This window comes from Nocardiopsis deserti (assembly GCF_008638355.1).
Taxonomy (GTDB): Bacteria; Actinomycetota; Actinomycetes; order Streptosporangiales; family Streptosporangiaceae; genus Nocardiopsis; species Nocardiopsis alborubida.
Genome location: NZ_ML703349.1, coordinates 158923 through 181821, shown reverse-complemented (window position 1 = coordinate 181821; position 22899 = coordinate 158923). Strand labels below are relative to the sequence as shown.

Sequence of the window (22899 nt, the reverse complement as noted above, 5' to 3'; positions counted from 1 at the left end):
GGGCTCAGCCGACGACGTCGAACACCTGCTTCTGGACGCCGTTCGAGTACGCCTCGTGCTCGACCAGGCGCAGCTTCGTGGCGTCCTTGTCCGTGTCGCTGAACAGGCGCTTGCCCGCGCCGAGCAGCAGGGGGAAGACCAGCAGGTGGTAGCGGTCGACCAGCCCGGCGTCGGCCAGGGCCCGGCCCAGGGTGGCGCTGCCCTGCACGGAGATGGGCCCGCCCTCGGTCTTCTTGAGCTCGGCCACGTCGTCGAGCGAACGCAGGACGGTGGCCGGCCAGCGCGGGTCCTGCTCGGCGAGCGTGGTGGAGACGACGTACCGGGGCATGGCGTTGTACCCGGCGAACTCCTCCACCATCGTCGGCCAGACCGGGGCGAAGGCCTCGTAGCTGCGGCGGCCGAGAAGCAGGGCGGTGGCCTCCCGCTGTTCGCGCTCCTTGATCTCGTAGGCCGCCTCGTCCATCGCGACGTCCTTGAAGGTCCAGCCGGAGTTGCGGTAACCGGGCTCCCCGCCCGGGGCCTCCATGACGCCGTCGACGGACACGAACGCGGTGACGATCAGGGTGCGCATCGCTGTTGCCTCTCTCGTGGTGTGCTCTCACCCTCACATCGAACGGGACGGGCCGTGTTCGACACGGCGGCCGAATCTTTTTTCCGGCGGCTCCCCGCCGCCGGCGGGGGCGCCCGTCTCGGCGGTCCCACCCTGAAGACACCCGGGGGCGGGGGCGGGAGAACAGTCGGTGGCGGCGTTCCCTAGGGGGCTCCGGGGCCCGGTCCCCGCGGACGCCCTCGGGTCCACCGATCTTCCGGGATGAACCCGATACCGCGCGCCCCCGTCGACGGCCAGCCTTGAGGGGAAGCCACGTCCCTTCCCACCGAAGGAAGAACGATGCCCCCTCCCCCCGGCGCCCTCGCGCCCCCGGCCTCCCGCCCCGCTCCCCGGCGCAGGCGCCGCACCGCCGTACTCACCGCCGTGACGACGCTGTGCGCGCTGGTCGCCGTGTTCGCCGCCTCCGCCTACGTGGGCCTGGACCCCGCCGCTTCCCAGGTGGACCTGCGGCCGGACTGGCCGCCCCACTACCCGTTCCTGCTGGTCCACGTTGCGGCTTCGGTCATCGCGCTCACCACGGCTCCCCTCCAGCTGTTCCCCGCCCTGCGGCGCGGCGGGACCCACCGTGTGATCGGCCGGATCCACCTGTTCGCCGGGGTGTTCCCCGGCGCGCTCTCCGGGTTGGTCGTGGGCGTGATGAGCACCTACGGCTTCGCCGCTCAGGCGGGGTTCTCACTGCTGGCCGTGCTGTGGTTCTCCATCGGCGTGGCCGGGTACCGCGCGATCCGGCAGGGCCGCCACGCCGACCACCGGGAGTGGATGCTGCGCCTGTTCGCACTGACGATGGCCGGGGTGATGCTGCGCGTGCTGGTGCCGGTGCTGGTGCCCGCCCTCACACCGCTGCTCGGCCCGGCGCACGGCGGTGACGAGGAGGCGGTCTTCCGCGAGGTCTACCAGGGCATCGCGTGGCTGTGCTGGGTGCCCAACCTCCTCGTCGCCGAGTGGTGCCTGCGGCGGTCCCGCCGGGGCTCCGCCTCCCACCGGACCGCGTGACGGCCGCCGCCGGGTCGCGGATGGGGCGGCCCGGCGGCGGAGCGCGGTCAGGCCGGGTCGACCCGGTACAGGGTGGTCGAGCCGGACACCTCGTTGGCCACGGCCAGCAGCGGGACGCCCCGGATCGGCGAGTCCGAGGCGCTGATGAAGGCCAGGCCCTCCGCGCCGAGGTCACCCGCCTCGCGGGTACCGGGCTCTGCGGTGAAGTCGCGGTTGTTGAGGTACTGCACGAAGGAGGCCTCCCGGGGGTCGGTGACGTCGTAGACCATCACTCCGCCCACCCGTTCCAGGCCCACGAACGCGTAGGTGCGGCCCGCCACCTCGCCGAGCACGACCCCCTCGGGCTCGGGGCCCTTGTCGTCGCTGCGGTTGTCGAAGGCGTTCTCCGCGTGGTTGGAGTTGAAGAACTCCGGCGCGGCCTCGGCGGTGATCCGCTCGAAGTCCGACCCGGAGTCGAAGAGCAGCTCGCCCCCGGTGGTGAAGATCGAGAACGAGCGCCCGCCGAACGCGTACACGTCCTCGTAGCAGCTGCCGTCCTCGCGCAGGCCCTCGGCGGCGGTGACCGTCAGCCTGCCCATGTTGGCCTCGTCGAGCAGCTCCTCGGTGCTGTCGACGCCCAGGTCGTTGTCGGCCAGGAACTCCCGGAGGCGCGGGGAGTCCTCACACAGCGGGGTGTCCTCGGCCAGGTCGCCGAGACGGGTCTCCTCGGAGTAGCCGTCCCAGTCGCGGGTGTCGCCCTCGTTCGCGGTGACCATCAGGGTCTGGCCGCGCCAGCGGTAGGTGTCGAACCCGTCGGGCTGGTACATGCCGTACACCGGCCAGTTGGCGAGGCGGATCCCGTCGTCCCGGTTCGACACGTCCAGCTCGTTGCCGGGCTCCATGTGGTCCTTGAGGCCGAGGGGCACGATGTCGGTGAACTCGGCGGTGCGCAGGTCCAGCAGCGCGACGGCGTTGGCCTCCTGGAGCACCACCTGGGCGCTGTACGCGGTGTCCGCGGAGATGTACTCCGGTTCCAGGTTGCGGGCCACCCGACCCGGGGTGCCCGGTTCGCCGGTGGACAGGTCCGGCCCGAACACCCGCACCCCCGAGGGCAGCTCCCGCTCCCCGTCCCAGGCCCGGAAGTCGGCGGTGCGGACGTCGTCCTGGGTGACGGCGGCGGGCCTGCGGTTCACGCGGATGACGCTCACCGAGCCCTCGGGGTCGGCCGAGTAGTCGTCGCCGGGCTCCCCCTCGTTGGCCACCAGCAGCAGCCGGCCCTCGGGCGTGAAGGTGGCCATGTCCGGCAGGGCACCGACCCTGACCGCGTTGAGCGCGGTGCCGTCGGTGTCGTAGAAGACCACCCAGCCGTTCTCGGTGCGGTCGGGGGCCTCCACCGCCACGGCCACGGTGCCGCCGTGGACCGCCACGGAGTTGGCGACCGCGCCCTCCGGCACCACCGAGCCGTCGGCCGCCTCGACCCCGGGCGTACGCAGGTCGAACAGCTTGGCGGGGGCCGCGGGGTCGGAGACGTCGAGCACCTCCACGGTGGCGGCCAGGGCGTTGACCACGTACAGGCGCTGGGTGCGCGGGTCGTGGGCGACGATCTCCGCCGCCGCCTCGTCGAAGGAGCCGGTGTGGTAGCTGCCGAGGGCGGACAGTTCGACGCCGTCGCGCCCGCCCCCGCCGGGCTCCTGCCGCTCCGCGTGGGCGGGGGCGGCCGTACCGGTGAGGGCGACGGCGAGGGACACCGCGGCCGCCGTGGTCTTGCGCATGTGTGCTTCCTGGTGGTTTCGGGGGATGGGCGCGGTCACGCCCGCGCCGAAGCCAACCAGGGGCGGACGTGGATCAGCAGAACGCCCGGTGACGCGGGGGTGAATGCGGATGGCGGCCGTCTCGGCCGCTGGGCGTGCTTCATGCTATTCGCGCCGGGGGAATTGCGCGCGCGGAACGGGAAATCCGGCGCACCGGCACACCGGAGAGCCGGAGAACCGGCAGGACTCGCGAAAGGGCCGCTGCCGACACGTGTCCGAACGGCGCGGGAAAAGGGCGCGCCGCCGGTTCGACGGTTATTCGGCCGTGGCGGAACCGGATGCGACGGGCATACGAGGCGAATCCGGGAAGGGGGCCGGAGGGGGACCTCAGTAACCGGCCGACCGGAGCCTGTGCCAGGCGGTCGTCCAGCGCTGGCGCTCACCGGCGTCCTCACCGGCGCAGGCGGTCACGAAGGCCATCAGGAACACGTACCTGGGCAGCTGGGTCCCCTCCAGGACGTCGCGGAAGGTGGTCGCCCGCACCGCTGCCCCGCACAGGTACTCCAGCTCCAGGTAGGACCAGTCGCCCGCCCAGACGAGGTAGCGGCGCATGACCAGCAGGAACTCCGCGGGGGTCCCGGCGTCCAGGGGGTTGGGCCGATGCTCGTAGCCGTCCAGGGCGCGGACGGTCGGGTGGCGCTCGACGGCGGAGCTGGGGGTCGTGAGGACGCGGTCGAGCCAGCTGGTGCGACCGAGGGACCGGTTCGGTCCGGTGGGTTCGAGGACGCCCGTGGTGGTCACACCTTCTCCTTTTCACCGGTCGAAATCGACGTCATGGGGTACTCCCGTACGCGCCGCGCCTGTTCGGCGTACACGTGAGCGCGGGGGGCGGAGAGAACGACGAAGGCCGGATACCAGCTGTTGTGGGGAGAACTCCGGCTGTTCGGTTACGGAGAAACCTACCGGATGAACACGGAACGCGAAAGCGCCTGGCGACACGGGTTCGGAGAGGCGTTGGTCTCCCCCGTGTGTGACGCCCCCGCCGCCGCTTCCACTGTTGTGCGCTTTTACCGCAAAGGGCAACAAAGGTCATCTGGAACACCGGACAAAACGTCCTCCCTCACGGCAGTGCCCAAAACGCGACCACCTGGGGCGTCAGGGGGAGGGACCCGGGCCCGCAAGATTGTTTTGTCCGAATATGCAATTTAAGGTTGACCGTAATCAGGGTCACGGTGTCCACACCAGCACGGTGGCGTCGTCGCTCCCCTTGCCTCGCGGATGACGAAGCCGGTCGGGGTCGGCGGCCTCCAGCACGCGCACCCGGTCCAGCAGGGCACGCGGCCCTCTGTCCGAAACCAGGGCGAACGCCTGGTCCCAATCCAGGTCGCCAAAGAGGTCGACCACCCGGCTCGCCCCGTCGGTCATGGCGGTGAAGCGCCCGAGGGGCAGGGTTCCGGTCAGCGCCTCCTCGGCCGCCCGGGGGTGGGCGCCCGCCGTCCAGAAGCCCTCGGGAACGTTGCGGTACGCGCGGATCGCGTCCCAGGGGCTCCCCCGGCGGGCCAGATCGCCCCTGAGGTCGTCCAGACGGGTGTCGGTGAGCACGTGCACTCCGGCCTCGCCCTCCACCAGCAGCACGGAGTCGGACAGCACCAGGTACTCCAGTGCGTCGGAGTCCGCCCGCACCGCCACGACCGTGGCGGACGGGCTCTCCTGGTTGCCCAGGTCGCAGGTGTCCGCGTGCAGGGCGGAGGCCGCGGCGATCGCCTCGGCCAGGGCCTCGCGCAGGGGGAGCCCCGCGTCGGCCCCGGCCAGCAGCAGCGCGCCGAGCCGCCGGGTGTACCAGGCCACCCCGTGGGAGCAGCCCGTCTCCACGTCCCGTGGCGCGCTCGCCCCGTCCAGGAGGACCGCGCTGGTCGCGGTCGCCGCGGCGAAGTCCTCGTTGGGTCGGCCGGGGTCGCCCGGCTCCGTGGCGACGCGGAAGGGCATTCCCGGATCTCCCGTTCACGGACGGCACGTCTTGTCGTGGGCACCGCGCTCCCGCCCCGGAGGCGCGATGACCGCACGCTACCTACCCCTGAAATTTACACCCATGGAAAGCACAGTTTTCGGGTAGATGAACGATTCGGTACGTTTCCGGAGAGCAGCGACATCGCGCGCACCTGCTCCGGCAAGGGCGCGAGCAGAAGAAGCACGCCCCGCGACGAAAGCGGGGACCCGCACACGCAAGGACCAGAACAAGAACCAGAAGACGCCAACGGGATGGACCCCCATGTGGAATGTTCCCTACTACTTCCGGAGAGCCAGGAGAATACTCAGGAGAATGGTTCCGGTTCCGGTCAGGAAGGTCCTCTTCCTTCCCGTCTCATGGAGGCACCGGAGGAGGGACCCGGAACTCACCGTGTCGACCTACCAGCGCGAACCCGTCCTCGCACGGCGCTGGTCCGGCCCCTTCGACATCGAGGACTTCGTCGACCGACAGACGAACCGCTTCACCGACCTCCTGCGTGAGCGGGGGATCGACTACTTCCTCTCCCTGTCCAACGGCATGTACCACCGTTCGGTCGCCGTGTCCGAGGAGGACAGGTCCGAGGTCCTCTCGGTGCTCGCCTCCCGCTACAGCCTCCACGGCTCGTACGTGAGGACCCCGGGCGGGTACCGGCCCCTGTCCCCGCTCCGGTTGCGCAGGCTCCGCCGTGCTCCGGTGGTCCGGCTCGGAGAGCACGTCGTCGGCGACCGGGGTCCCGCGGTCGCCGGACCCGCCCACGGCCTCACCGTGGAGTTCTGGCAGGAGGGCGAGCGGTTCCTGGCCTCTCCCGACCACGAGGAGAGGCTCGGCCAGCTCCGGGTCGTGGCGCCCGAGCACGTCCTGCGGGAGTCACTCATCGCGCCGCAGCCCAACCCGGTGAGCGAGGTGATCCCCGGAAGGGCCCGGCAGACCGCCGAGGTCAGGGTCGGCGACCGGACCCATCCCACTCTGGACGCCTTCACCTGGGAACTCGCCACCGACATCACCTTTCCCGTCGACGCCGTCTACACCTGGGTCAACGGGGCCGACGAGGCCTGGCGCGCCAAGCGCGACGCCCACCTCGGACAGAACGCCCCGGCCAACCCGCACTCCGCCTCCGACTCCCGCTACACCAGCCGGGACGAACTCCTCTACTCCCTGCGATCGCTGGAGATGTTCGCCCCCTTCGTACGCAACGTCTACGTCGTCACCGACGGCCAGACGCCGCCGTGGCTGAACACCGACCATCCACGGGTACGGGTGGTGGACCACGCGGAGGTCTTCGGTGACCCGTCGGTCCTTCCGGTGTTCAACTCGCACGCCATCGAGTCGCAGCTGCACCACATCGAGGGCCTGGCCGAGCACTACCTGTACCTCAACGACGACGTGTTCTTCGGTCGGCCCGTGTCCCCCTCCCTCTTCTTCCACCCCAACGGGCTCGTGAAGCTGAACCCCTCCCCCTACCGCTTCGGCCTGGGCGAGGTCAGCGAGGAGGACCAGCCCGTGGACGCCGCCGCCAAGCGCAACGGCGCGCTGTTGGAGAAGCACTTCGGCAAGGTGCCCGTGTCCAAGTTCAAGCACACGCCCATCCCGCAGCGCCGGTCGGTGGTCCAGGAGTTGGAGGGAAGGTTCCCCGAGGTGTTCGCGCGGACGGCGGCGTCGCGGTTCCGGCACCCGGACGACCACTCCGTGCCGTCGTCCCTGCACAACTACTACGCGCTGTTCACGGGCAGGGCGGTGATGGGGGGTCTGCGCTACACCTACCTCAACCTGGCCGACCTGGACGCGGTGCGGTACCGGACCGAGGCCCTACTGGCCCAGCGCAACTTCGACACCTTCTGCGTGAACGACACGACGGAACCGGACGAGGCCGCCGAGAGGCACGTCGACGGGTTCCTCGGCGACTACTTTCCCTTCAGGAGCAGTTTCGAGCGGTGAGGGCGGGGCGGCCCGGTCGCGGCCGGGCCGCCCCTCCGGGTCAGCGCACCAGGACGGTGGTGTGCACGTCGATGCTGCCGCTCTCCCAGAGCCAGTCCATCGCGGCCAGGCTCACCCGGGCACACCCGTGGGAGGCGGGCTGGGACGGGACGACCGGGTACCCGTGCACGGCGATGCCGCCGTTGAAGTACTTCGGTCTGTACAGCGCCCCGTAGGGCCCGGGGTCCCAGGCGTCGACCTCGCGGAAGACGGTGTAGGTGCCCGTCGGGGTGGTGGCGATCCGCTCGGTGCCGTCCGAGGACTCGTAGGGCTGACCGGATCCGGTGGAGGTGTTGAGGACGCGCTCCACCTCGCCGCCGGAGACCACCAGCAGCAACTGCCGGTCCAGGTCGATCTCCAGCAGGTCGCCGGAGGTGCTCTGGGCCTCGGGGAGCACGCCCTCGGCGAGGGCGGCGCGGGTGTCGGGGCCCACGACGCCGTCGCGGGCGATCCCGGCGGCCTTCTGGAGCGCCACGACGGCCTGCTCGGTGTGGAAGCCGAACTGGCCGTCCACGCCGTCGATCCAGTAGCCCAGTTCGGCGAGGCGTTCCTGGACGGCGGTCACACCGGCCCCGGAGCTGCCCTGGCGCAGCTCCGGTCCGGCGCTGACCGAGGTCGGGGCGGCGTGCGCGGCCGGAGCCGTCACGGCGGTGCCCAGGAGCAGGGCGAACGCCGCGGCCACGGCCAGGAGGAGGGTGTGTTTCGGGTGCGGTGTCGGAAGGAATCGGGGGGTTGCCATACGTCCTCCTTACCCACCCCGCACGCGGTTCTCCCCGCTCCGTAGGACCTGTGGACAACTCTCGCCTCCGTGTGCGGGCGGACGTGCGGGAACGCGCTGGCGGCTCCTCGGGCCGCCGCGGCGGCGAGGTGCCGCGGCCGGCGGGCGCGCGGGGACGCCCTGACGGTGGCCGCCCGGGTACGGGCCGCTCGGCGCACGGGAGCCAGGGGCGCGCGACCGGGTTCAGCGCCGCCCGGAGCCCGGACTGTGCGAACGCGTGTGCAGGGACGAGGCGACGTGGGCCAGGGCCCGGCACCGGGCGAACTCCACGGCGGTGAAGGGGACGTCCTCCCGTCGGACGGTCAGGACACCGCCGTCGGGCGCGGGGAGGGTCATGACCGTACCGGACAGGTCCTCACGGGCCGTCCCGGCGGACGGTTCGGCGGTGTGCTCCACGGCCCGGGCCGAGGCCAGGGACAGCAGCGAGCGCTCCAGCGTGGCCGCCCCGCTGACCAGGGCGCTGACCAGGGCGAGCGTGCGGCTGGTGGTGTCGCTGAGCTCGTGGACGTCGGCCCGGCGCACGGCGGCGTCGCGTCCGCCCGACTCCCGCACGGCGGTGTACAGGTCGCCCTCGCCCACGTGCGCGGGAGCGCTGACGAAGAACTCGTCCACGGCGTCCGCCCCCGCCGGATGCACCTGCATGAGCCGGATGTCGATCCCGAGGGCGGCGAACCGCGCGGTGAGCGCGGCCAGGCCGCCGGGCACGTCGGCGACCGTCACGCGGACGCTCCACAGCAGGTCGTCGGACGGGGTGCGCACCGCTTCCCTCCCCGCCCGGGAGCCGTCCGACGCCGCGGGCCCGCCCCCGGCGGATCGCCCGTCCGAGGGTGCGTTCCGGAAAGGTCCCTCGCCACCGGCCGGCCCGCCGTCCCCGAACGGACCGGTACCCGTGGGCGGCCAGGCGCTCCCGACCGCGTCCACCGCTCCGGAGTCCCGGGGCGGCCGGGGAGCGGACGCGGCCTTGTGGCGGCGCCACCGGTGGACCGCGGAGACCGCGAGCAGCAGCAGCCCCACGGTGATCAGGACGCGGACACCCGCGTCGCTGTGTCCGAGGGAGAGCACCACCAGGTGCGCCGCGCCGGCGGCGAGGAGCAGGGTGCCCAGGTCGAGTGCCTCGCGGCCGAAGAAGCCGTGGCGGTGGTCGTCGGTTCCGTGCTGTCCTTCGGAAACGTCCATGGGACCGAGAGTCCCAGGTCGACGTTGCGCCCGTTCGCACCCGCGTGAAGGGCCGGTAACGACGGAGAGTGACTCCGGCCACTCCGGAGGGGCGCGTGCGCCTCCGAGGCGGGAGCGCCCGGAGGCGGACGGCTCCCGGCCGTGCCCGGAAACGGCTGCCGTATCGGCGTTCCCGTGGTCGCGGCGCTCTCAGGGAGCCCACCCGACCAGCAGAGACGTCGGACCGTCCGGCTTCGCGCACACGGAATGAGCCGTGCCGCACAGCGCTTCTACCGTGAGGTGGAACGACACCGGTGTGTCCTTCCCATGACGACATCCTCCCGGTGGACGCCTCCCGTCCACACGACGCATGGAGCACACGGAACACATGAAGCGCGACGTGACCAGGACCGGACCGCAGAACGAGGCCCGCGATCCGCACCCGCGAACACAGGACGGCTTCGGGGTACCGGTGCGCACACTGCGCGCCCGGCACCCGCTGCCCCTCCTGGTCACCGGGGCCGTCGCCTCCCTGGCGGCCCTCCTGGCGACCATCGAGATCACCACCACCCTGGCGGGCAGTCCCCTGCACCACCGGACGCCGCTCTGGTTCGACACCCACGGCCACGACCAGCTCTGGGCGACCCCCGAGATGATGCTCGCGTCCGCGCTGCTCACGTCCCTGGGGCTGACCATGGTCGTGCTCACGCTCGTTCCCGCGCGCGGCGACTGGCTGGCGCTGTGCGACGACGGCGTCCGCCCCGCCGACGGTGTGCCCGTCCCCCGCAGGTAGGCGGAGGAGTAGGCGCGGCGGTCACTGCTGACCCGGGCGTCGGCCGCACGCAACGGGCACCAGCGGGCCGGACCGTGCGCGAGCGGGCTGCCCCGGGCGCCAGAGCGCGGGCCCGGCTCCGGGTTCCGGGCTCCGCAGTCAGGGTTCCGGCGCACAGGGCGGGTACCGGCGCGCGGGCTCGGGCCGCGGCCCGGCGGTGGCGTCCATCGTCTCTTCTCTTCCCTGAGCCGGGTTCCCGGTGTTCCGGGAACTCCAGGCTGGCAGGGCGGCGGCCCGTCCGGATCAGCCGATCGGCCGGCCGAACGGCCACACTGACGTCCGCGCGCACGGCCGGACAGGGCCGGTGGACGAGGGCCGGTGGACGGAGGCGCCGACGGCTCCGCCCTCACCTGCCCCGGGCCGGGTCGTCCAGGTCGACGACATCGATGTCCAGGCGGGCGACGGGCAGGCCCAGCCGCTGTTCGGCCAGGGAGCGCATGGCGCGCCGGGCGGCGTCGGCGGCGTCCGGGATGGGGAAGCCGACGGCGACCCGCGCCGTGGCCCGGACGGAGAGGCCCTCGCGGGTCTGCTCGACGCGGCAGCGGCCGACCACGACCCCCGGGACGGACTCGACGGAGGTCCGGAGCATGGCCGCCACGGCCGACTCCCTGACCTCGGTGCCGCCGGGACCGGAACCGCTCAGGACGATCGTCCCCTCGGAGCGGCGCTCCGCACGCACCACGCGCATGACGTCCGTGAGCAGCCCGGGAGGGGCGGTGACCTCCTCCTCGCCGTCCCGGCGCACCGCGTCGACGAGCGGGCGCAGCTCGCTCGCCTCCGCCCGGCAGTGCTCGCAGGCGGACTCGTGCTCGGTGAGCCGGCCGGACAGCAGGTCCCTCAGGAGTGCGTCCACCGAGGTTCCGCAGGGCAGTCGGTCGTGGTCGTCGGACGGGTCTACCGCCATGGCTCAAGCGCCTCCACGAGATGGGTACGCGCGCGGTGAATACGTCCACGCACAGCGGTCGGGGTCGTGTCGACGATCTCCGCTATCTCTTCATAGCCCAATCCTTCCATTTCGCGCAGAACCCAGCAGATCCGCTGCGGGGGCGGCAGCCCCGACAGGGCTTCGAGCAGCGCCTCGCGCAGGTCGCCCGCCAGCGTCTCCCCCACCGGCCCGGGTTCCCGGGCCTCCAGCCGCTCGTCGTCCTCCACCGGTTCCACCGGCCCGCGGGCCCGCAGCATGTTCAGGGCGCGCCGCCCCACGATGCGGTTGAGCCAGGCGGGGAAGCTCTGCGGGTCGGCGAGCTCGGGAAGCCTGCGCCACGCGGTGACCAGCGCCTCCTGGGCCGCGTCCCGCGCGTCGGCGGGATCGCGCAGCACACGCAGGGCGATCCGGTAGACGGCGTCCTGGTGCCGACGGACGAGGTCCTCGAACGCCCTGTCGTCCCCGTCCTGGGCGCGCTCCACGAGCACGCTCTCCGGAAGTGCGGTTTCCCTGTGCATCGTCGCCGCGGCCACCCCTCCCCGTACACGGGCACAGAGAAACTACCCCAGGTTTCCGCCCGAACACGGAAGCCCCGCGCCCGCGCCTCCCCCACACTGGTAGTGACTCAGGTCACAGGATGATGACCGTGAGCCGACGGCCCTCCCCCGTGTCCTTCCCTGTGACGGCGCCACGACGGGCGGCGCCGAGCGAGCGAGGAGCACCGCCATGGGAGAGATCAGGTTCAGCCTCAGGAGGACGGCCGCCAGACGCGCCGCCGAGGCGTCCGCCCTGGCGGGGAGCCCGCCCCCGGCCCGCGCCCCCGACGCCGTGCCGGAGCACGCCCGGGCCGACAGCCGGGGCGTGGTCGTCGACGCGGCGGCCCGCTTCACGGCCTCCTCCCGGCGCCACCGGCGGTAGATGCCGCGACACCGCCGGAGGAGGACTCGACGGCGCCGCCTGAGGAAGACCGACAGTCCAGCTCAGAGCGGCACCGGCGGCCCCACCCGAAGGACCGGCGGACGGGCCCGCCCGCGGCGGTCCGCACGCTTTCGCCCCGAACCGAGAACCGACAACGCAAGGAGATCCGACCATGGCCGCGAAGAGCGCCCAGAGCAGTGAACTCGCCCCCGCCGAGCTGCGCGGGGCGGGCGGCGCGAGCACCGTCCCCGTGCGCGCCCAGCACTCCCACGAGCTGAACACCGACACCGGGCGCACCTCGATCGCCGACCACGTGGTCGCCAAGATCGCCGGTATGGCCGCCCGGGAGGTCCGCGGCGTCCACCACATGGGCGGCGGGGCCGGACGCGCCTTCGACGCCGTCCGCGAGCGCATCCCCGGCTCCACCTCCACCAGCACCGCGGCGCGTGGCGTGGCCGTGGAGGTCGGCGAGCGCCAGGCCGCGGTGGACATCAACCTCGTCGTCGAGTACGGCGTCTCGATCCCCGACCTGGCGGCCGTCGTGCGGCGCAACGTCATCTCCGGCGTGGAGCGGATGACCGGTCTGGAGGTCACGGAGGTCAACGTGACCGTGGACGACATCCACCTGCCGGACGAGGAGGAGGGCCGCTCCACCGCCGCCGAGCCGAGGGTCAGGTGACGGCGGAGCGGCAGCGGCACACCGGCAGACACGACGTGAGGGAGTTGAGGGCCCATGTGGTCGATCGTCGGACTCGCCTTCGGGGCGGTCCTCGGCCTCGCCGCCGCCTTCGGCGGCTTCGGGGCCTTCCTCCTGGTCCTGCTCCTGGGGGCCGCGGGGTTCCTGGCGGGGAGGGCCTACGAGGGCGAGGCCGACCTCGCGGAGCTGTTCACGCGCCGTGGGCGCGGCGGTCGCCGGTGAGCGCCGCCGAGTCCTTCCCGGGGAGCCGCGGACCGGCCCCCGGCGAGGACGCCGCAGAGGCCGTGGGAACCGGGACGGCCGTGGAGGCCACCGCCGGAACACCCGGGGGGCGTGCGCTGTCCGGCGCCGAGCCGGACCGGCGCGCGCCCCGGGTGCCGCCCGAGGAGCGCGGCACCACGGTCGTGTCCGACCGGGCGGTCCGTCGCCTGGCGTGCGCGGCCGCCACCGAGCACCGGTCCACCCGTCCCCTGGGGGACCGGCTGGGCGGGCTGGCGGGCGAGGGCCGGACGGCCCGCGCCGAGGTGCGCCGGGGCGGTTCCCGCGTGGGACTGCGCCTGGAGATCGCCGTCGCCTACCCCTCCCCGCTCGCCCGCACCGCCGAGGAGGTCCGCGCGCACGTGGCCGCCACGGTGGAGGGCCTCACCGGGCTGACCGTCCACAGCACCGACATCGAGATCGTCGAACTCGTACCCGCGCCGCGGGTGCGCTGAGCCATCGAAGGAAGCGGACATGACTTCCCTCCAGGAAGAGGCGCGGACCCGAGAGGCGTCCGCCGCCCCGGGCGTCCTCCCGCCCGGGAGTCAGCACGGGGACCGGAGTGCCCGGCGGACCGCGGTGAGGGTCTTCCGGCCCCGGCGGGTGCTGCCCGCCGTCGTGGTCGCCGCCTCGGTGGCGGTGGTCTCCGGACTGGTGCTCGCCGTGGTCACCGCGAGCCTGGTCGGCCGGCCCGCGCCGTTCCCCGCGGTGGACGGCATGGCCGCCCACGCCGCCACGACCCCGTGGGAGGCGCCCGAGACCATGCTGGCCTCCGCGGTCGCCGCCGCCCTGGGCCTGACGCTGCTGATCGCGGCGTCGCTGCCCGGGTACGGCGGCCACCTGGTCCTGCGCACCGACGACCGCGACATGGCCGTGGGCCTGTCCCGGCGGGCGCTGCGCGACCTCCTCGCCGTCTCGGCGCGCGGAGTGGACGGTATCCGCGGCGCGCGGGTGCGGGTGGGCCGCCGCACGGTGCGGGTGCGGGCACGCACGCACATACGCGGCGCCCACTGGCTGAGGCGGGACGTGGACGCGGCCGTGCGCCGGAGGTTGGAGGAGCTCGTCCCGGTCCGCGCTCCGAGGGTCCGCGTCCGGGTACGGGAGGAGGCGTGAGCATGGACGGACAGCGGCCCGGACCGGAACCGGACCCAGTCGGCACCGGTCCGAGCGACGCGGACGCGGGCAACGCTGCCCCGGTGGACGCAGGCGGCACCGGCACGACCGGCGGGGGCGCGGCCCACGCGGACGCGAGCGGCACCGCCGAGGACAACACCGGCGGGAGTGGTACCGGCGGGACCGCCCCAGGCGCGACCAACGCGGACACGACCGTCTCGGACGCGAGCGGCACCGGCACCGGCACCGGCGCGACACACGCCAGCCCGGTCCACGGGAGCGCACCGACCCGGTCCACGATCCGTGGCTTCCCCCACCGCCGCAGCAGGAGGACGGCTCGGGGCAACCGGCTCGGGCTGTTCCTCACGGGCCTGGTACTCCTGGTCGGCGGCGCGGCCGGGCTCGCCGTCGGCGGCGGCCTGTTCGGCGACGGCCCCGCCGCCGCCCCGCTGACCGGCCTCGAACCGGTGGCACGGGCCCTGGCCTGGCCCTGGACCCCACACGCCGCGGCGGCGGTCGCGCTGGTGCTCACGGTGCTGGCGGTGCGCTGGCTGCTGGTCCAGGGCCGCGCGTACCGCCCGCGCAGGCTGCTCGTGGGCACGGACACGGCGGCGGGGCGGACCGAGGTGTCGCCGTCCGCCGCCGGGAGCGCCCTGGCCACCCAGCTCAGCGCGCACCCGCGCGTGGTGCGCGGCAGGGCGAGGTTCACCGGGTCCGCGCGGGAGCCGCGCCTGTGGCTCGACCTGGTGCTGACCGAGGACGCCGATCCCGTGGACGTGTGGCGCACCTGCCGGGACGAGGGAGTCGGCTCCCTGCGCGAGTCCCTGGAACTGGAGCGGCTGCCCACCGTCGTGCGCATGTCGGTCTCGGGGCGCAGCGGGGGCAGAGACCTCACCTGACCCGTGCGCCCCACCCAGGGGAAGCGGAAGCAGACAGCTCACCTGAGCCGCACACCCCGCCAGGGGGAAACGGAAGCAGGCACCCCACCTGCCTCGCGCACCCCTTTGAAGGAAAGCAGGAGCAGACACCTCACCTGTCCCGCACACCCCACCGAGGGGATACGGGAGCGAAGACCCCGCCTGGTCCGTGCGCCCCCGCCGAGGGGAGGGGGCGGGACCGGGCGGGAGACGGGGGCGGCGCGGTCCGCCGGTACAAGGGGAGACACCGGCGTGACCCCGCCCCCGTCATCACACCCGGGTTCCGCACGCCCCGCCTCCGCCGTGATCCGGACCGGCGGCGGTTCCGTGTGTGCTATCTTCGCCACTCGCGGCGACCCGGACCTGAGCCCCCGTGCGACAGGGACGTGCCGGACCCCCGTGTCTCCCCGGCCCCCGGTGTCGAGACCGGTAGTTCACCACCTGCACGTCTCGACACACCAGGAGTCCACGCCCGTGCGCGTCTACTTCGCGGTGTACGCCCGAGGGCTGCACCGCTATTCCACCTACCGCGCGGCCACGATCGCCGGGATCTTCACCAACTCCGTCTTCGGCACGATCAACGCCACCGTCATGCTCGCCCTGTTCGCGGCGCGCCCCGAGATCAACGGCTACGACGCCGGGGACGCCGTCACCCAGGTGTTCGTCAGCCAGGGCCTGATCGGCATGGTCGCCATCTTGGGTCCGCCCCTGGAACTGGGCGAGCGGGTGCGCTCGGGCGCCGTGGGCACCGACCTGATGCGGCCGGTCTCCCTCCAGGGCTGGTGGCTGGCCGAGGACCTCGGCCGGGCCACGTTCAACCTGGTCTTCCGCGGGGTGCCCACGTTCACCGTGGGAATACTGCTGTTCGACCTGGACCTGCCCGGCGACCCGGTCCGCTGGGCCGCCGTCCTGCTGTCCGCCGTGCTGGCCACACTGGTCTCGTTCGGACTGCGCTACCTGTACGAACTGGCCGGGTTCTGGCTCCTGGACTCCAGCGGGATCTGGGCGGTGGCCGCGCTGCTCGGCCCGGTGGCCGCCGGGATGCTGCTGCCGCTCACCCTGTTCCCCCCGGCGCTGGCCGACACCCTGCGGCTGCTGCCGTGGGCGTCGATGGTCCAGATCCCCGCCGAGATCATGCTCGGCAAGGACACCCTGCCGGGCGGCACCGTGCTCGGCGGGCTGGCCCTCCAGGCGTGGTGGGCCGCCGCCCTGTTCGGCCTGGGCGCGTGGACCACCGCCCGCGCGACCCGCAGGGTGGTGGTCCAGGGTGGCTGACCTGCTCTCCCGCGCCCGCGAGTCCGTGGCCTGGCCGCTGCGCGCCTACCTGCTGCTGGCCTGGACCTGGTGCCGGGCCCTGGCCCAGTACCCGACCTCGCTGGTGCTGATGACCCTGGCGACCTCGCTGGGCGTGTTCGCCGAGATCGGCGCCGTCCTCGTCGTGTTCGGCCACGCCGGGCGGCTGGCGGGGTTCGACCTCGCCGAGGGGCTGCTCATCGCCGGGTTGGCCGCGACCGCCTTCGCCTGCGCCGACATGCTCCTGGGCAACGTCGAGCGGCTGGGGCAGCACATCCGCGCCGGAACACTCGACGTGATGCTGGTGCGCCCGGTGCCGCCGCTGGTGCAGATGGCGACCGACCGGTTCGCGCCGCGCCGCCTGGGCCGGATCGTCCCGGGCTCGGTCGTGGTCGCCGTCGCCCTGGCCGCGTGCGACATCGACTGGACCCCCGGCAGGGTGCTGATGCTGCCGGTGCTGCTGGTGTCGGGGACCGCGATCTGCTGCGCGGTCTGGGTCATCGGGGCGTGTCTGCAGTTCTTCGTCGCCGACGCCCGCCAGGCCGCCAACGCGATCACCTACGGCGGGCAGGCCCTCACCGAGTTCCCGCTGGCCATCTACGGCCGCGACCTCGTGCGGGCGGTGACCTTCGTGCTGCCGCTCGCCTTCGTCACCTGGCAGCCCGTCCTGTACCTGCTCGACCGCCCCGACCCGACGGGGCTGCCGGACGCCCTGCGCCACGCCACACCCCTCGTCGCCGCCGTCCTGTGCCTGGTCGCCGCCGCCTGCTGGCGCCTCGGGCTGCGTCACTACCGATCCTCCGGGAGCTGAGCATGACCTCCGTCCGTGAGACCGGCGCGTCCGCCGCCGAGCCGATCATTGAGGCCGTCGGCCTGGGCCGCGACTTCGTCCTGTCCGAGGGACCGTTCCTGCGGCGCAGGCGGCGCACCGTCAGCGCCGTGCGCGACGTGAACCTCACCGTGCGGCCCGGCGAGATCGTCGGTTACCTGGGCCCCAACGGCGCCGGGAAGAGCAGCACCATGAAGATGCTCACCGGCATCCTCACCCCCACCTCCGGACACCTGCGGGTGTCCGGCCTGGAGCCCTCCCGCCAGCGCACGAGGCTGGCGGGCCGGATCGGCGTGGTGTTCGGCCAGCGCACCACCCTGTGGTGGGACCTGCCGCTGCGGGACAGCCTGGAGCTGACCCGGCACATGTACCGGGTCCCGGCCGTCGACCACGCCCGCCGTCTGGCCGAGCTGACCGAACTCCTGGAACTGGGGCCGTTCCTGACCACCCCGGTGCGCCAGCTCAGCCTGGGCCAGCGCATGCGCGGCGACCTCACCGCGGCGCTGCTGCACGGCCCCCGGCTGCTGGTGTTGGACGAGCCGACCATCGGTCTGGACGTGGTCAGCAAGTCGAGCATCCGCGAGTTCCTGCTGCGACTCAACGCCGAGGAGGGCACGACCATCCTGCTGACCACGCACGACCTGGGAGACGTGGAGCGCCTGTGCGAGCGGGTGGTGGTCATCGACCGGGGCAGCCTGGCCTACGACGGAGGCCTGGACGGACTGCGCGCGAGCGTGCCCTCACCGCGTGTTCTGGTCGTGGACCTGGCCGAGCCCGCACCGGCCATCGAGGTGGAGGGCGGCCGGTGCGTGCGCGTGGACGGCCCGCGCCAGTGGCTGGAGCTGTCGGAGAACCCGGCGGCGGTGATCTCCCGCGTCGCCCAGCGGCACGAGGTGGTCGACCTGACCCTGCGCGAACCCGACATCGAGGGCGTGGTGGCCGCGCTGTACCGGGGGGCGCGGAACCCAGAAGAAACGAAAGGGCTCTGAACTGCGTCTTAGCCGATGTCGGCGCTCGAACCTCGCTACAAGTACAAGATCACGGCGAAGGGGCGGGTGGTGAACCCTTCCGCGCCGACGGCGGGTGGCGCGCGCACCACCCCCGGAGGGGAACGGACACCCTGGAGGCCGGTCCCGTTCCGGAGAATCCTGGAGGGCATGAGAAACCCTGAGATCGCGCCCGAGACGGTTCCCGACTCGGTGCGCGAGACGGTTCCCGGCCCGGTGCGTTGGGCGGCCGCGGCATGGGCGACGGCGGTGGCCTGCGGTGTCGCCGAGAGCGCGGTGGCGCTGGCGGGCATGGTCGCGGCGGGTGAGGGCGTCCCGTGGCCGGGGCTCGCGCTGCGCCTGGCGGTCTACACGTCGGCGGCCCTGGTGGTGGTGTGGTTCGCGCGGGGCCACCGGTGGGCGCGGGCGGCCCTGGTCGTCGGGCTCGGCGTGGTGGGCGGCCTGGGAACGCTGATCGCGCCCGTGGCGCTGGCCGTGCTGGAGGGCGACGGGGTCCTCGACGCGATGGGCCACGCGTCGCACGGGCCGCTGTACCTTGCGCTGCGGACCGCGCACATCGCGTCGGTGGCGACGGCCGTCGTGCTGACGTTCGCCCCCTCCTCGAACCGCTTCTTCGCCAGGGCCTCCGGACGACCGGAAAGCGCGTCGGCGTAGGGGACAGGACCGGGGACGGGTGCGCCCGTCCCCCGAGCGGACGGAAGGCGCGCGCCGACCGCGGTTTTCCGGCCCCGGCGGCGAACCGGGCCGGGGGCGGCGGGATCATCGCTGTCATGGAATCAGGCGTGGTGTTGGGGATCGCGTTCGCGGTGCTCTCGTGTGCGGCCTACACGGCCGCCGCGGTGGCCCAGCGCAGGTTGGCGGTACGGGTGGCCGAGCCGCTCACCGGCGGTGGACAGCTCGCGGCCCTGCTGCGGCACCCGCTGTGGTGGCTCTCCCTGCTGTTCAACGGGGGCCGGGCCGGCTTCCAGGTGGCGGCGGTGAGCAACGCGCCGCTGACCGTGGTGCAGCCGCTGGGCGTGCTGGTGCTGGTGTTCGGCATCCCCTGGTCGGCGCGGCTGGGCGGGCGGAGGGTCACCCGCGAGGAGTGGAGGGGCGCAGCGTTCACCTCGGTGGCGCTGGGCGTGCTGCTGGCGGTGACGGTGACCGGCGGTCAGGGCGGTGTCCTCGACGACACCGGCTCGGTGGTGGTCGGCGGCGGTACGACCGCGCTCCTGCTGGCGACCGCGTGGGCGGCGGGGCGGGTCCGCTCGGCGGCCTGGCGCAGCTACCTGCTCGCGGGCGCGGCGGGCGTGGCCTTCGGGGTCTCCTCGGCCACGGTCAAGACGGCGGTGGCGGTCATCGGGGAGACCGGCGCGACCGGGCTGCTGCACGCGTCCTCGCTGGCCACGCCCGTGATCGCGGTGCTCGGGCTGTTCCTGGCCCAGGCCGCCTACCAGGGCATGGAGCTGGGCGCACCGCTGGGGATCACCACCTTCACCAACCCCGTCTCCGCCACCGTGGTGGGCGTGGCCTTCATGGGCGAGACCTACGCGGGCGGGTGGATCGGCGGCGCGGTCGCGGTGGTGTGCGCCCTGCTGGCGGCGTACGGGATCCGGCTGCTCACCGTTCCACAGGGCCCGGCCTCCGCGCCGGAGGCGGAGAGGCCGCAGGAGTCGGGGAGCGTGTCCGGGGAGCGCTGATCGGTCAGCTGATCGGTCAGCGGACACGTGTCGCCGCCCGTACGGGGGCTGCACGGGTGCCGAGCCGGACCGCGCTCAGCTCCCCCCGGCCGGGAACCCGACGGTCACCACCAGTCCTCCGTCCGGGCGTGCGCGGGCCGTGGCCCGCGCGCCGTGGGCGGAGGCGATCGAGCGGCCAGGCTGTCCGCCGCCGACCGGCTGCGGACCGGGGCGAGTGGCCTGCGGGCCCGTCCCACGCGGGTGGTGCTGTCCGCGCTGGGCATCGCCACCGGGATCGCGGCCATGGTCGCGGCGGCGGGCCTGGTGTCCGCGCTGCGCGCGGCGGCGCAGCACCCGGCCGAGGCGCTCGGCTCCGCCTGACCCGTGACGGCCGCGCCCGACCGCGACGGGGGCGGGCGCGGCCATTGCGTTGGCGGTCAGGGCTCACCCATGGTCAGGTTTCCGTTGGCCCCCGTGGTGACGAAACCCGTTGTGTCGCCGGTCCCCGTTTCGTTGCGTTGTTTCGTCACCCGAAAACGCGTTCGGCCGTGCCCCTCCGGGCGCTCTCCGGGGCGCCCCCGGGCCGACCGGAGCGGTGCTTGCCGGGGTGCCCCGCCCAGCGACCGCGCCGGTCCGGCGGAGGGCCGCGGTCCTCACCGGCCACGTGACGACCTCGTGGCCGCTGACCACAGCGTCGGGCGCCTGCCGCCACCGGCCGGACAGCCCGGAGAGCGGGCACCGCGACCACGCGTGCGCGGTGCGGACCCCGGGAGCCCTCGGACACCACGGGCACGCATGCGCGGCACGGCTGGTCCGGTCGTTCACAGAAACCGCGGCCACATGTGCGCGGCACGCTCGGTCCAGGCGCCCACGGAAAGCGCGACCACGCGTGCGCGCACGGTCGTGGGAACGCTCCCAAAAGGGGGATGGGCACCCCCGGGAAAGTGCGGAATACTGTCCGCCATGGCCGGTACGGTCCCGCTCCGACTGCCGCGCGCCACGGTGTTCGCCGCGGTGTGCACGGGCGTGTCCTCCACCGGACACGTCCTGGCCTCCGGACACGCGGTGTCGCCGCTCGGCCTCGCGGCGGGGTTCGTCCTCGTCCTCGCCGTCGCCCACGGGCTCTTCCGCTCCGAGCAGCGCCTCGGGCCCCTCGTCGCGACGACGCTGTGGGGACAGGCGGCCCTGCACCTGCTGTTCGCGGTCGCGTCGCCGGACGGCTCCGTGTCGCACGGCGCGGCCTCCCACGCGGCCGGGTCCGGGGCACTGGACGGGTCCGGGGTCGGGCCGGGCATGCTCCTCGCCCACACCGCCGCCGGGGTGGTGTGCGCGTGGTGGCTGCGCCAGGGAGAGCGGGCGGTCCTCGCCCTCGTCGACCTCGTGCGCTCCCTCTTCCACCGCCTGCTGGTCCTCGTCTCGGCCCCCGCCGCTCCCGCGCGCCGCGGACCCGCACGGCTCCGCGGACGGACACCGCTTCGGCACCGCGCCGCCCTCCTGCTCCTGCGGCACGTCCGGATCCTGCGCGGACCACCCGCGACCTTCCCGTTCTGAGCCACCCCGCCGGTGCCGCCAGCACCCGGCCCCACCGACACGTCGGTGTCCCACGCATGCCCGCACCCCCCGGGCAGCCCCGAACCAGACCCAGGAAGGTCGCCCCCGTGACGTCCCATGCCCCCGACCGGCTCGGCTCCCCCGAGTCACCTCCCCCTCCGAACCGCCGCTCCCCCGTCTGGGCGGCCCTGCGCCAGCTCCTCCTACGCCTGCACTTCTACGCCGGGATCCTCGTCGCGCCCTTCATCGCCGTGGCCGCCCTCACCGGACTGCTGTACGCGTACGCGCCGCAGCTGGAGCAGGTGCTCTACGCCGACCAGCTCCGCGTCACCCCCGGCGACAGCGCGCTTCCCCTCCAGGAACAGGTGGACACCGCGGTCGCGGCCCATCCCGAGGGAACGCTGAGCGCCGTGCGCCCGGGCACGGACCCCGACGAGAGCACCCGCGTCCTCCTGGACGTGGAGGGCCTCCCCGAGAGCTACCGGCTCGCCGTCTTCGTCGATCCCTACAGCGGCGAACTCCTCGGCGACACGACCAGCTACGGCAGCAGCGGCGCGCTGCCCGTACGGTCGTGGCTGTCCGAACTCCACCGCCACCTGCACCTGGGTGAGTTCGGCCGCCTCTACAGCGAACTCGCCGCGAGCTGGCTGTGGGCGGTCGCGCTGGGCGGGGTCGTGCTGTGGACCGCGCGTCGGCGCAAGGCCCGCCGCCTGCGTCGCACCCTGCTGCCCGAGCCCTCCGCGAAGGGGCGCAACCGGACCATGTCCTGGCACGGGTCGGTCGGGATCTGGGCCGTGGTCGGTCTGCTGGTGCTGTCCGCCACCGGGCTGACCTGGTCCCGGTTCGCCGGGGCCAACGTGACCGACATGCGGGTGGCCCTCGGCTGGACCACTCCGGCGCTGTCGGCGCCCGCCCCGTCGGAGCACGAGGGCCACGGGGACCACAGCGAACACGGTGAACACGCGGACCACGGCTCGGCCGGGCAGGGCGTGGACCTGGACACGGTCCTGGAGTCGGTGCACGCCGTGGGGATCGACGGGCCGATGGAGATCTCGGTGCCCGCGGAGGAGGGCGCGCCCTTCACCGTCCAGGGAACCGGGCGGAGCTGGCCCGTGCACCAGGACGCGGCGGCCGTCGACGCGATGAGCGGCGAGGTGGTCGAGGAGCTGCGGTTCGAGGACCACCCCCTCATGGCCAAGATGTCGACGTGGGGTATCGCCTTCCACATGGGCCTGCTGTTCGGCCTGCCGAACCAGCTCCTGCTGACGGCGGTGGCCCTGTCCGCGCTCCTCCTCGTGTTCTGGGGCTACCGGATGTGGTGGCTGCGCCGCCCGACCCGGGACACCGCGTTCTCCGTGGGACGGCCGCTCGCCCCGCGCGGGACCTGGCGGGGGCTGCCGTGGTGGTGCCTGGCCCTGGTCGCCGCGGCGGCGGTGGGCGTCGGCCTGTTCCTGCCGGTGTTCGGGGTCTCCCTGCTGGCCTTCCTCGTGGTGGACGCGCTCCTGGGCCTGCGGCGCGGGCGCACGCGCCCGGAGACCGCCCCGAGCCCGTGACAGCGCCGTCGGGGCCGGACGCGCTCGGGCCGGCGTCCGGCCCCGACGGGCGTGGATGAAGAATTCCTCATGTTCGTTTCATCTCGTATTCCTCCGCGCC

25 protein-coding genes are annotated in these 22899 nt (G+C 73.6%); 17 read left to right on the top strand and 8 right to left on the bottom strand.

Annotation, left to right across the window (positions count from 1 at the left end):
- Positions 1 to 4 precede the first annotated feature (4 nt).
- Entirely contained in the window at positions 5 to 571 is a 567-nt protein-coding gene (locus FYW99_RS05950; protein WP_150250959.1) for a dihydrofolate reductase family protein, read from the bottom strand.
- Positions 572 to 889: 318 nt separating this feature from the next.
- Here FYW99_RS05950 and FYW99_RS05945 point away from each other — a divergent pair, with 318 nt between their 5' ends.
- Positions 890 to 1603 carry a DUF2306 domain-containing protein gene (locus FYW99_RS05945; RefSeq protein ID WP_150250958.1) on the top strand — a complete coding sequence of 238 codons (714 nt, stop codon included), beginning with the start codon at positions 890 to 892 and terminating at the stop codon, positions 1601 to 1603.
- Between the two features lie 47 nt (positions 1604 to 1650).
- Here the strand turns inward: FYW99_RS05945 and FYW99_RS05940 are convergent, their stop codons facing one another.
- From FYW99_RS05940 to FYW99_RS05930, 3 genes are all read right to left on the bottom strand, one after another.
- Positions 1651 to 3354, bottom strand: a complete 1704-nt coding sequence (locus tag FYW99_RS05940; RefSeq protein ID WP_150250957.1) for a choice-of-anchor I family protein — start codon at positions 3352 to 3354, stop codon at positions 1651 to 1653.
- Between the two features lie 366 nt (positions 3355 to 3720).
- Positions 3721 to 4134 carry a hypothetical protein gene (locus tag FYW99_RS05935; RefSeq protein WP_150250956.1) on the bottom strand — a complete coding sequence of 138 codons (414 nt, stop codon included), beginning with the start codon at positions 4132 to 4134 and terminating at the stop codon, positions 3721 to 3723.
- A gap of 426 nt (positions 4135 to 4560) precedes the next feature.
- Entirely contained in the window at positions 4561 to 5319 is a 759-nt protein-coding gene (locus tag FYW99_RS05930; protein ID WP_150250955.1) for a protein phosphatase 2C domain-containing protein, read from the bottom strand.
- A 412-nt stretch (positions 5320 to 5731) separates the two neighbouring features.
- Here FYW99_RS05930 and FYW99_RS05925 point away from each other — a divergent pair, with 412 nt between their 5' ends.
- A complete protein-coding gene (locus tag FYW99_RS05925) occupies positions 5732 to 7276 on the top strand; it encodes a stealth family protein (protein ID WP_150250954.1) in 1545 nt (514 codons plus the stop codon).
- A 40-nt stretch (positions 7277 to 7316) separates the two neighbouring features.
- On the opposite strand, the gene FYW99_RS05920 is transcribed toward FYW99_RS05925, so the two are convergent.
- Together FYW99_RS05920 and FYW99_RS05915 are read right to left on the bottom strand one after the other, a co-directional pair.
- Positions 7317 to 8054, bottom strand: a complete 738-nt coding sequence (locus FYW99_RS05920) for a L,D-transpeptidase family protein (RefSeq protein WP_150250953.1) — start codon at positions 8052 to 8054, stop codon at positions 7317 to 7319.
- Between the two features lie 222 nt (positions 8055 to 8276).
- Entirely contained in the window at positions 8277 to 9269 is a 993-nt protein-coding gene (locus tag FYW99_RS05915; RefSeq protein ID WP_150250952.1) for an ACT domain-containing protein, read from the bottom strand.
- 349 nt (positions 9270 to 9618) lie between these two features.
- On the opposite strand from FYW99_RS05915, the gene FYW99_RS05910 reads away from it, so the two are divergent.
- The gene (locus tag FYW99_RS05910) at positions 9619 to 10041 is read left to right on the top strand and encodes a hypothetical protein (RefSeq protein ID WP_223838775.1); all 423 of its coding nucleotides are present in this window, start codon (positions 9619 to 9621) and stop codon (positions 10039 to 10041) included.
- A 385-nt stretch (positions 10042 to 10426) separates the two neighbouring features.
- Here FYW99_RS05910 and FYW99_RS05905 read toward each other — a convergent pair whose 3' ends face one another.
- Entirely contained in the window at positions 10427 to 10984 is a 558-nt protein-coding gene (locus FYW99_RS05905) for an anti-sigma factor (protein WP_150250951.1), read from the bottom strand.
- Positions 10975 to 11523 carry an RNA polymerase sigma factor gene (locus FYW99_RS05900; protein ID WP_150250950.1) on the bottom strand — a complete coding sequence of 183 codons (549 nt, stop codon included), beginning with the start codon at positions 11521 to 11523 and terminating at the stop codon, positions 10975 to 10977. Before FYW99_RS05900 ends, FYW99_RS05905 begins: the two co-directional genes overlap by 10 nt.
- A 208-nt stretch (positions 11524 to 11731) precedes the next feature.
- Here FYW99_RS05900 and FYW99_RS05895 point away from each other — a divergent pair, with 208 nt between their 5' ends.
- From FYW99_RS05895 to FYW99_RS05830, 14 genes are all read left to right on the top strand, one after another.
- The gene (locus FYW99_RS05895; protein WP_150250949.1) at positions 11732 to 11923 is read left to right on the top strand and encodes a hypothetical protein; all 192 of its coding nucleotides are present in this window, start codon (positions 11732 to 11734) and stop codon (positions 11921 to 11923) included.
- A 172-nt stretch (positions 11924 to 12095) separates the two neighbouring features.
- Complete coding sequence (locus FYW99_RS05890; RefSeq protein ID WP_150250948.1) at positions 12096 to 12602, top strand: Asp23/Gls24 family envelope stress response protein; 507 nt, start codon at positions 12096 to 12098, stop codon at positions 12600 to 12602.
- 54 nt (positions 12603 to 12656) lie between these two features.
- Positions 12657 to 12842, top strand: a complete 186-nt coding sequence (locus FYW99_RS05885) for a hypothetical protein (RefSeq protein WP_150250947.1) — start codon at positions 12657 to 12659, stop codon at positions 12840 to 12842.
- A complete protein-coding gene (locus tag FYW99_RS05880; RefSeq protein ID WP_150250946.1) occupies positions 12839 to 13333 on the top strand; it encodes an Asp23/Gls24 family envelope stress response protein in 495 nt (164 codons plus the stop codon). The genes FYW99_RS05885 and FYW99_RS05880 overlap by 4 nt, the downstream gene beginning before the upstream one ends.
- Before the next feature lie 19 nt (positions 13334 to 13352).
- Positions 13353 to 13991: a DUF6286 domain-containing protein gene (locus FYW99_RS05875; protein WP_150250945.1), complete on the top strand. Its 639-nt coding sequence runs from the start codon at positions 13353 to 13355 to the stop codon at positions 13989 to 13991.
- Between the two features lie 2 nt (positions 13992 to 13993).
- Entirely contained in the window at positions 13994 to 14890 is an 897-nt protein-coding gene (locus tag FYW99_RS05870; protein WP_150251192.1) for a hypothetical protein, read from the top strand.
- Between the two features lie 492 nt (positions 14891 to 15382).
- Positions 15383 to 16183, top strand: a complete 801-nt coding sequence (locus tag FYW99_RS05865) for an ABC transporter permease (RefSeq protein ID WP_150250944.1) — start codon at positions 15383 to 15385, stop codon at positions 16181 to 16183.
- Positions 16176 to 17012, top strand: a complete 837-nt coding sequence (locus FYW99_RS05860) for an ABC transporter permease (protein WP_150250943.1) — start codon at positions 16176 to 16178, stop codon at positions 17010 to 17012. The genes FYW99_RS05865 and FYW99_RS05860 overlap by 8 nt, the downstream gene beginning before the upstream one ends.
- A gap of 2 nt (positions 17013 to 17014) precedes the next feature.
- Positions 17015 to 18019: an ABC transporter ATP-binding protein gene (locus FYW99_RS05855; protein ID WP_150250942.1), complete on the top strand. Its 1005-nt coding sequence runs from the start codon at positions 17015 to 17017 to the stop codon at positions 18017 to 18019.
- Between the two features lie 168 nt (positions 18020 to 18187).
- Complete coding sequence (locus tag FYW99_RS05850; RefSeq protein WP_150250941.1) at positions 18188 to 18691, top strand: hypothetical protein; 504 nt, start codon at positions 18188 to 18190, stop codon at positions 18689 to 18691.
- A gap of 116 nt (positions 18692 to 18807) precedes the next feature.
- On the top strand, positions 18808 to 19716 hold the full coding sequence (locus FYW99_RS05845) for a DMT family transporter (protein WP_150250940.1): 909 nt from the start codon (positions 18808 to 18810) through the stop codon (positions 19714 to 19716).
- A 153-nt stretch (positions 19717 to 19869) separates the two neighbouring features.
- Positions 19870 to 20076, top strand: a complete 207-nt coding sequence (locus FYW99_RS05840) for a hypothetical protein (RefSeq protein WP_263364045.1) — start codon at positions 19870 to 19872, stop codon at positions 20074 to 20076.
- A gap of 582 nt (positions 20077 to 20658) precedes the next feature.
- The gene (locus FYW99_RS05835; RefSeq protein ID WP_150250939.1) at positions 20659 to 21246 is read left to right on the top strand and encodes a hypothetical protein; all 588 of its coding nucleotides are present in this window, start codon (positions 20659 to 20661) and stop codon (positions 21244 to 21246) included.
- A 107-nt stretch (positions 21247 to 21353) separates the two neighbouring features.
- A complete protein-coding gene (locus tag FYW99_RS05830) occupies positions 21354 to 22799 on the top strand; it encodes a PepSY-associated TM helix domain-containing protein (protein ID WP_150250938.1) in 1446 nt (481 codons plus the stop codon).
- Positions 22800 to 22899: the final 100 nt, after the last annotated feature.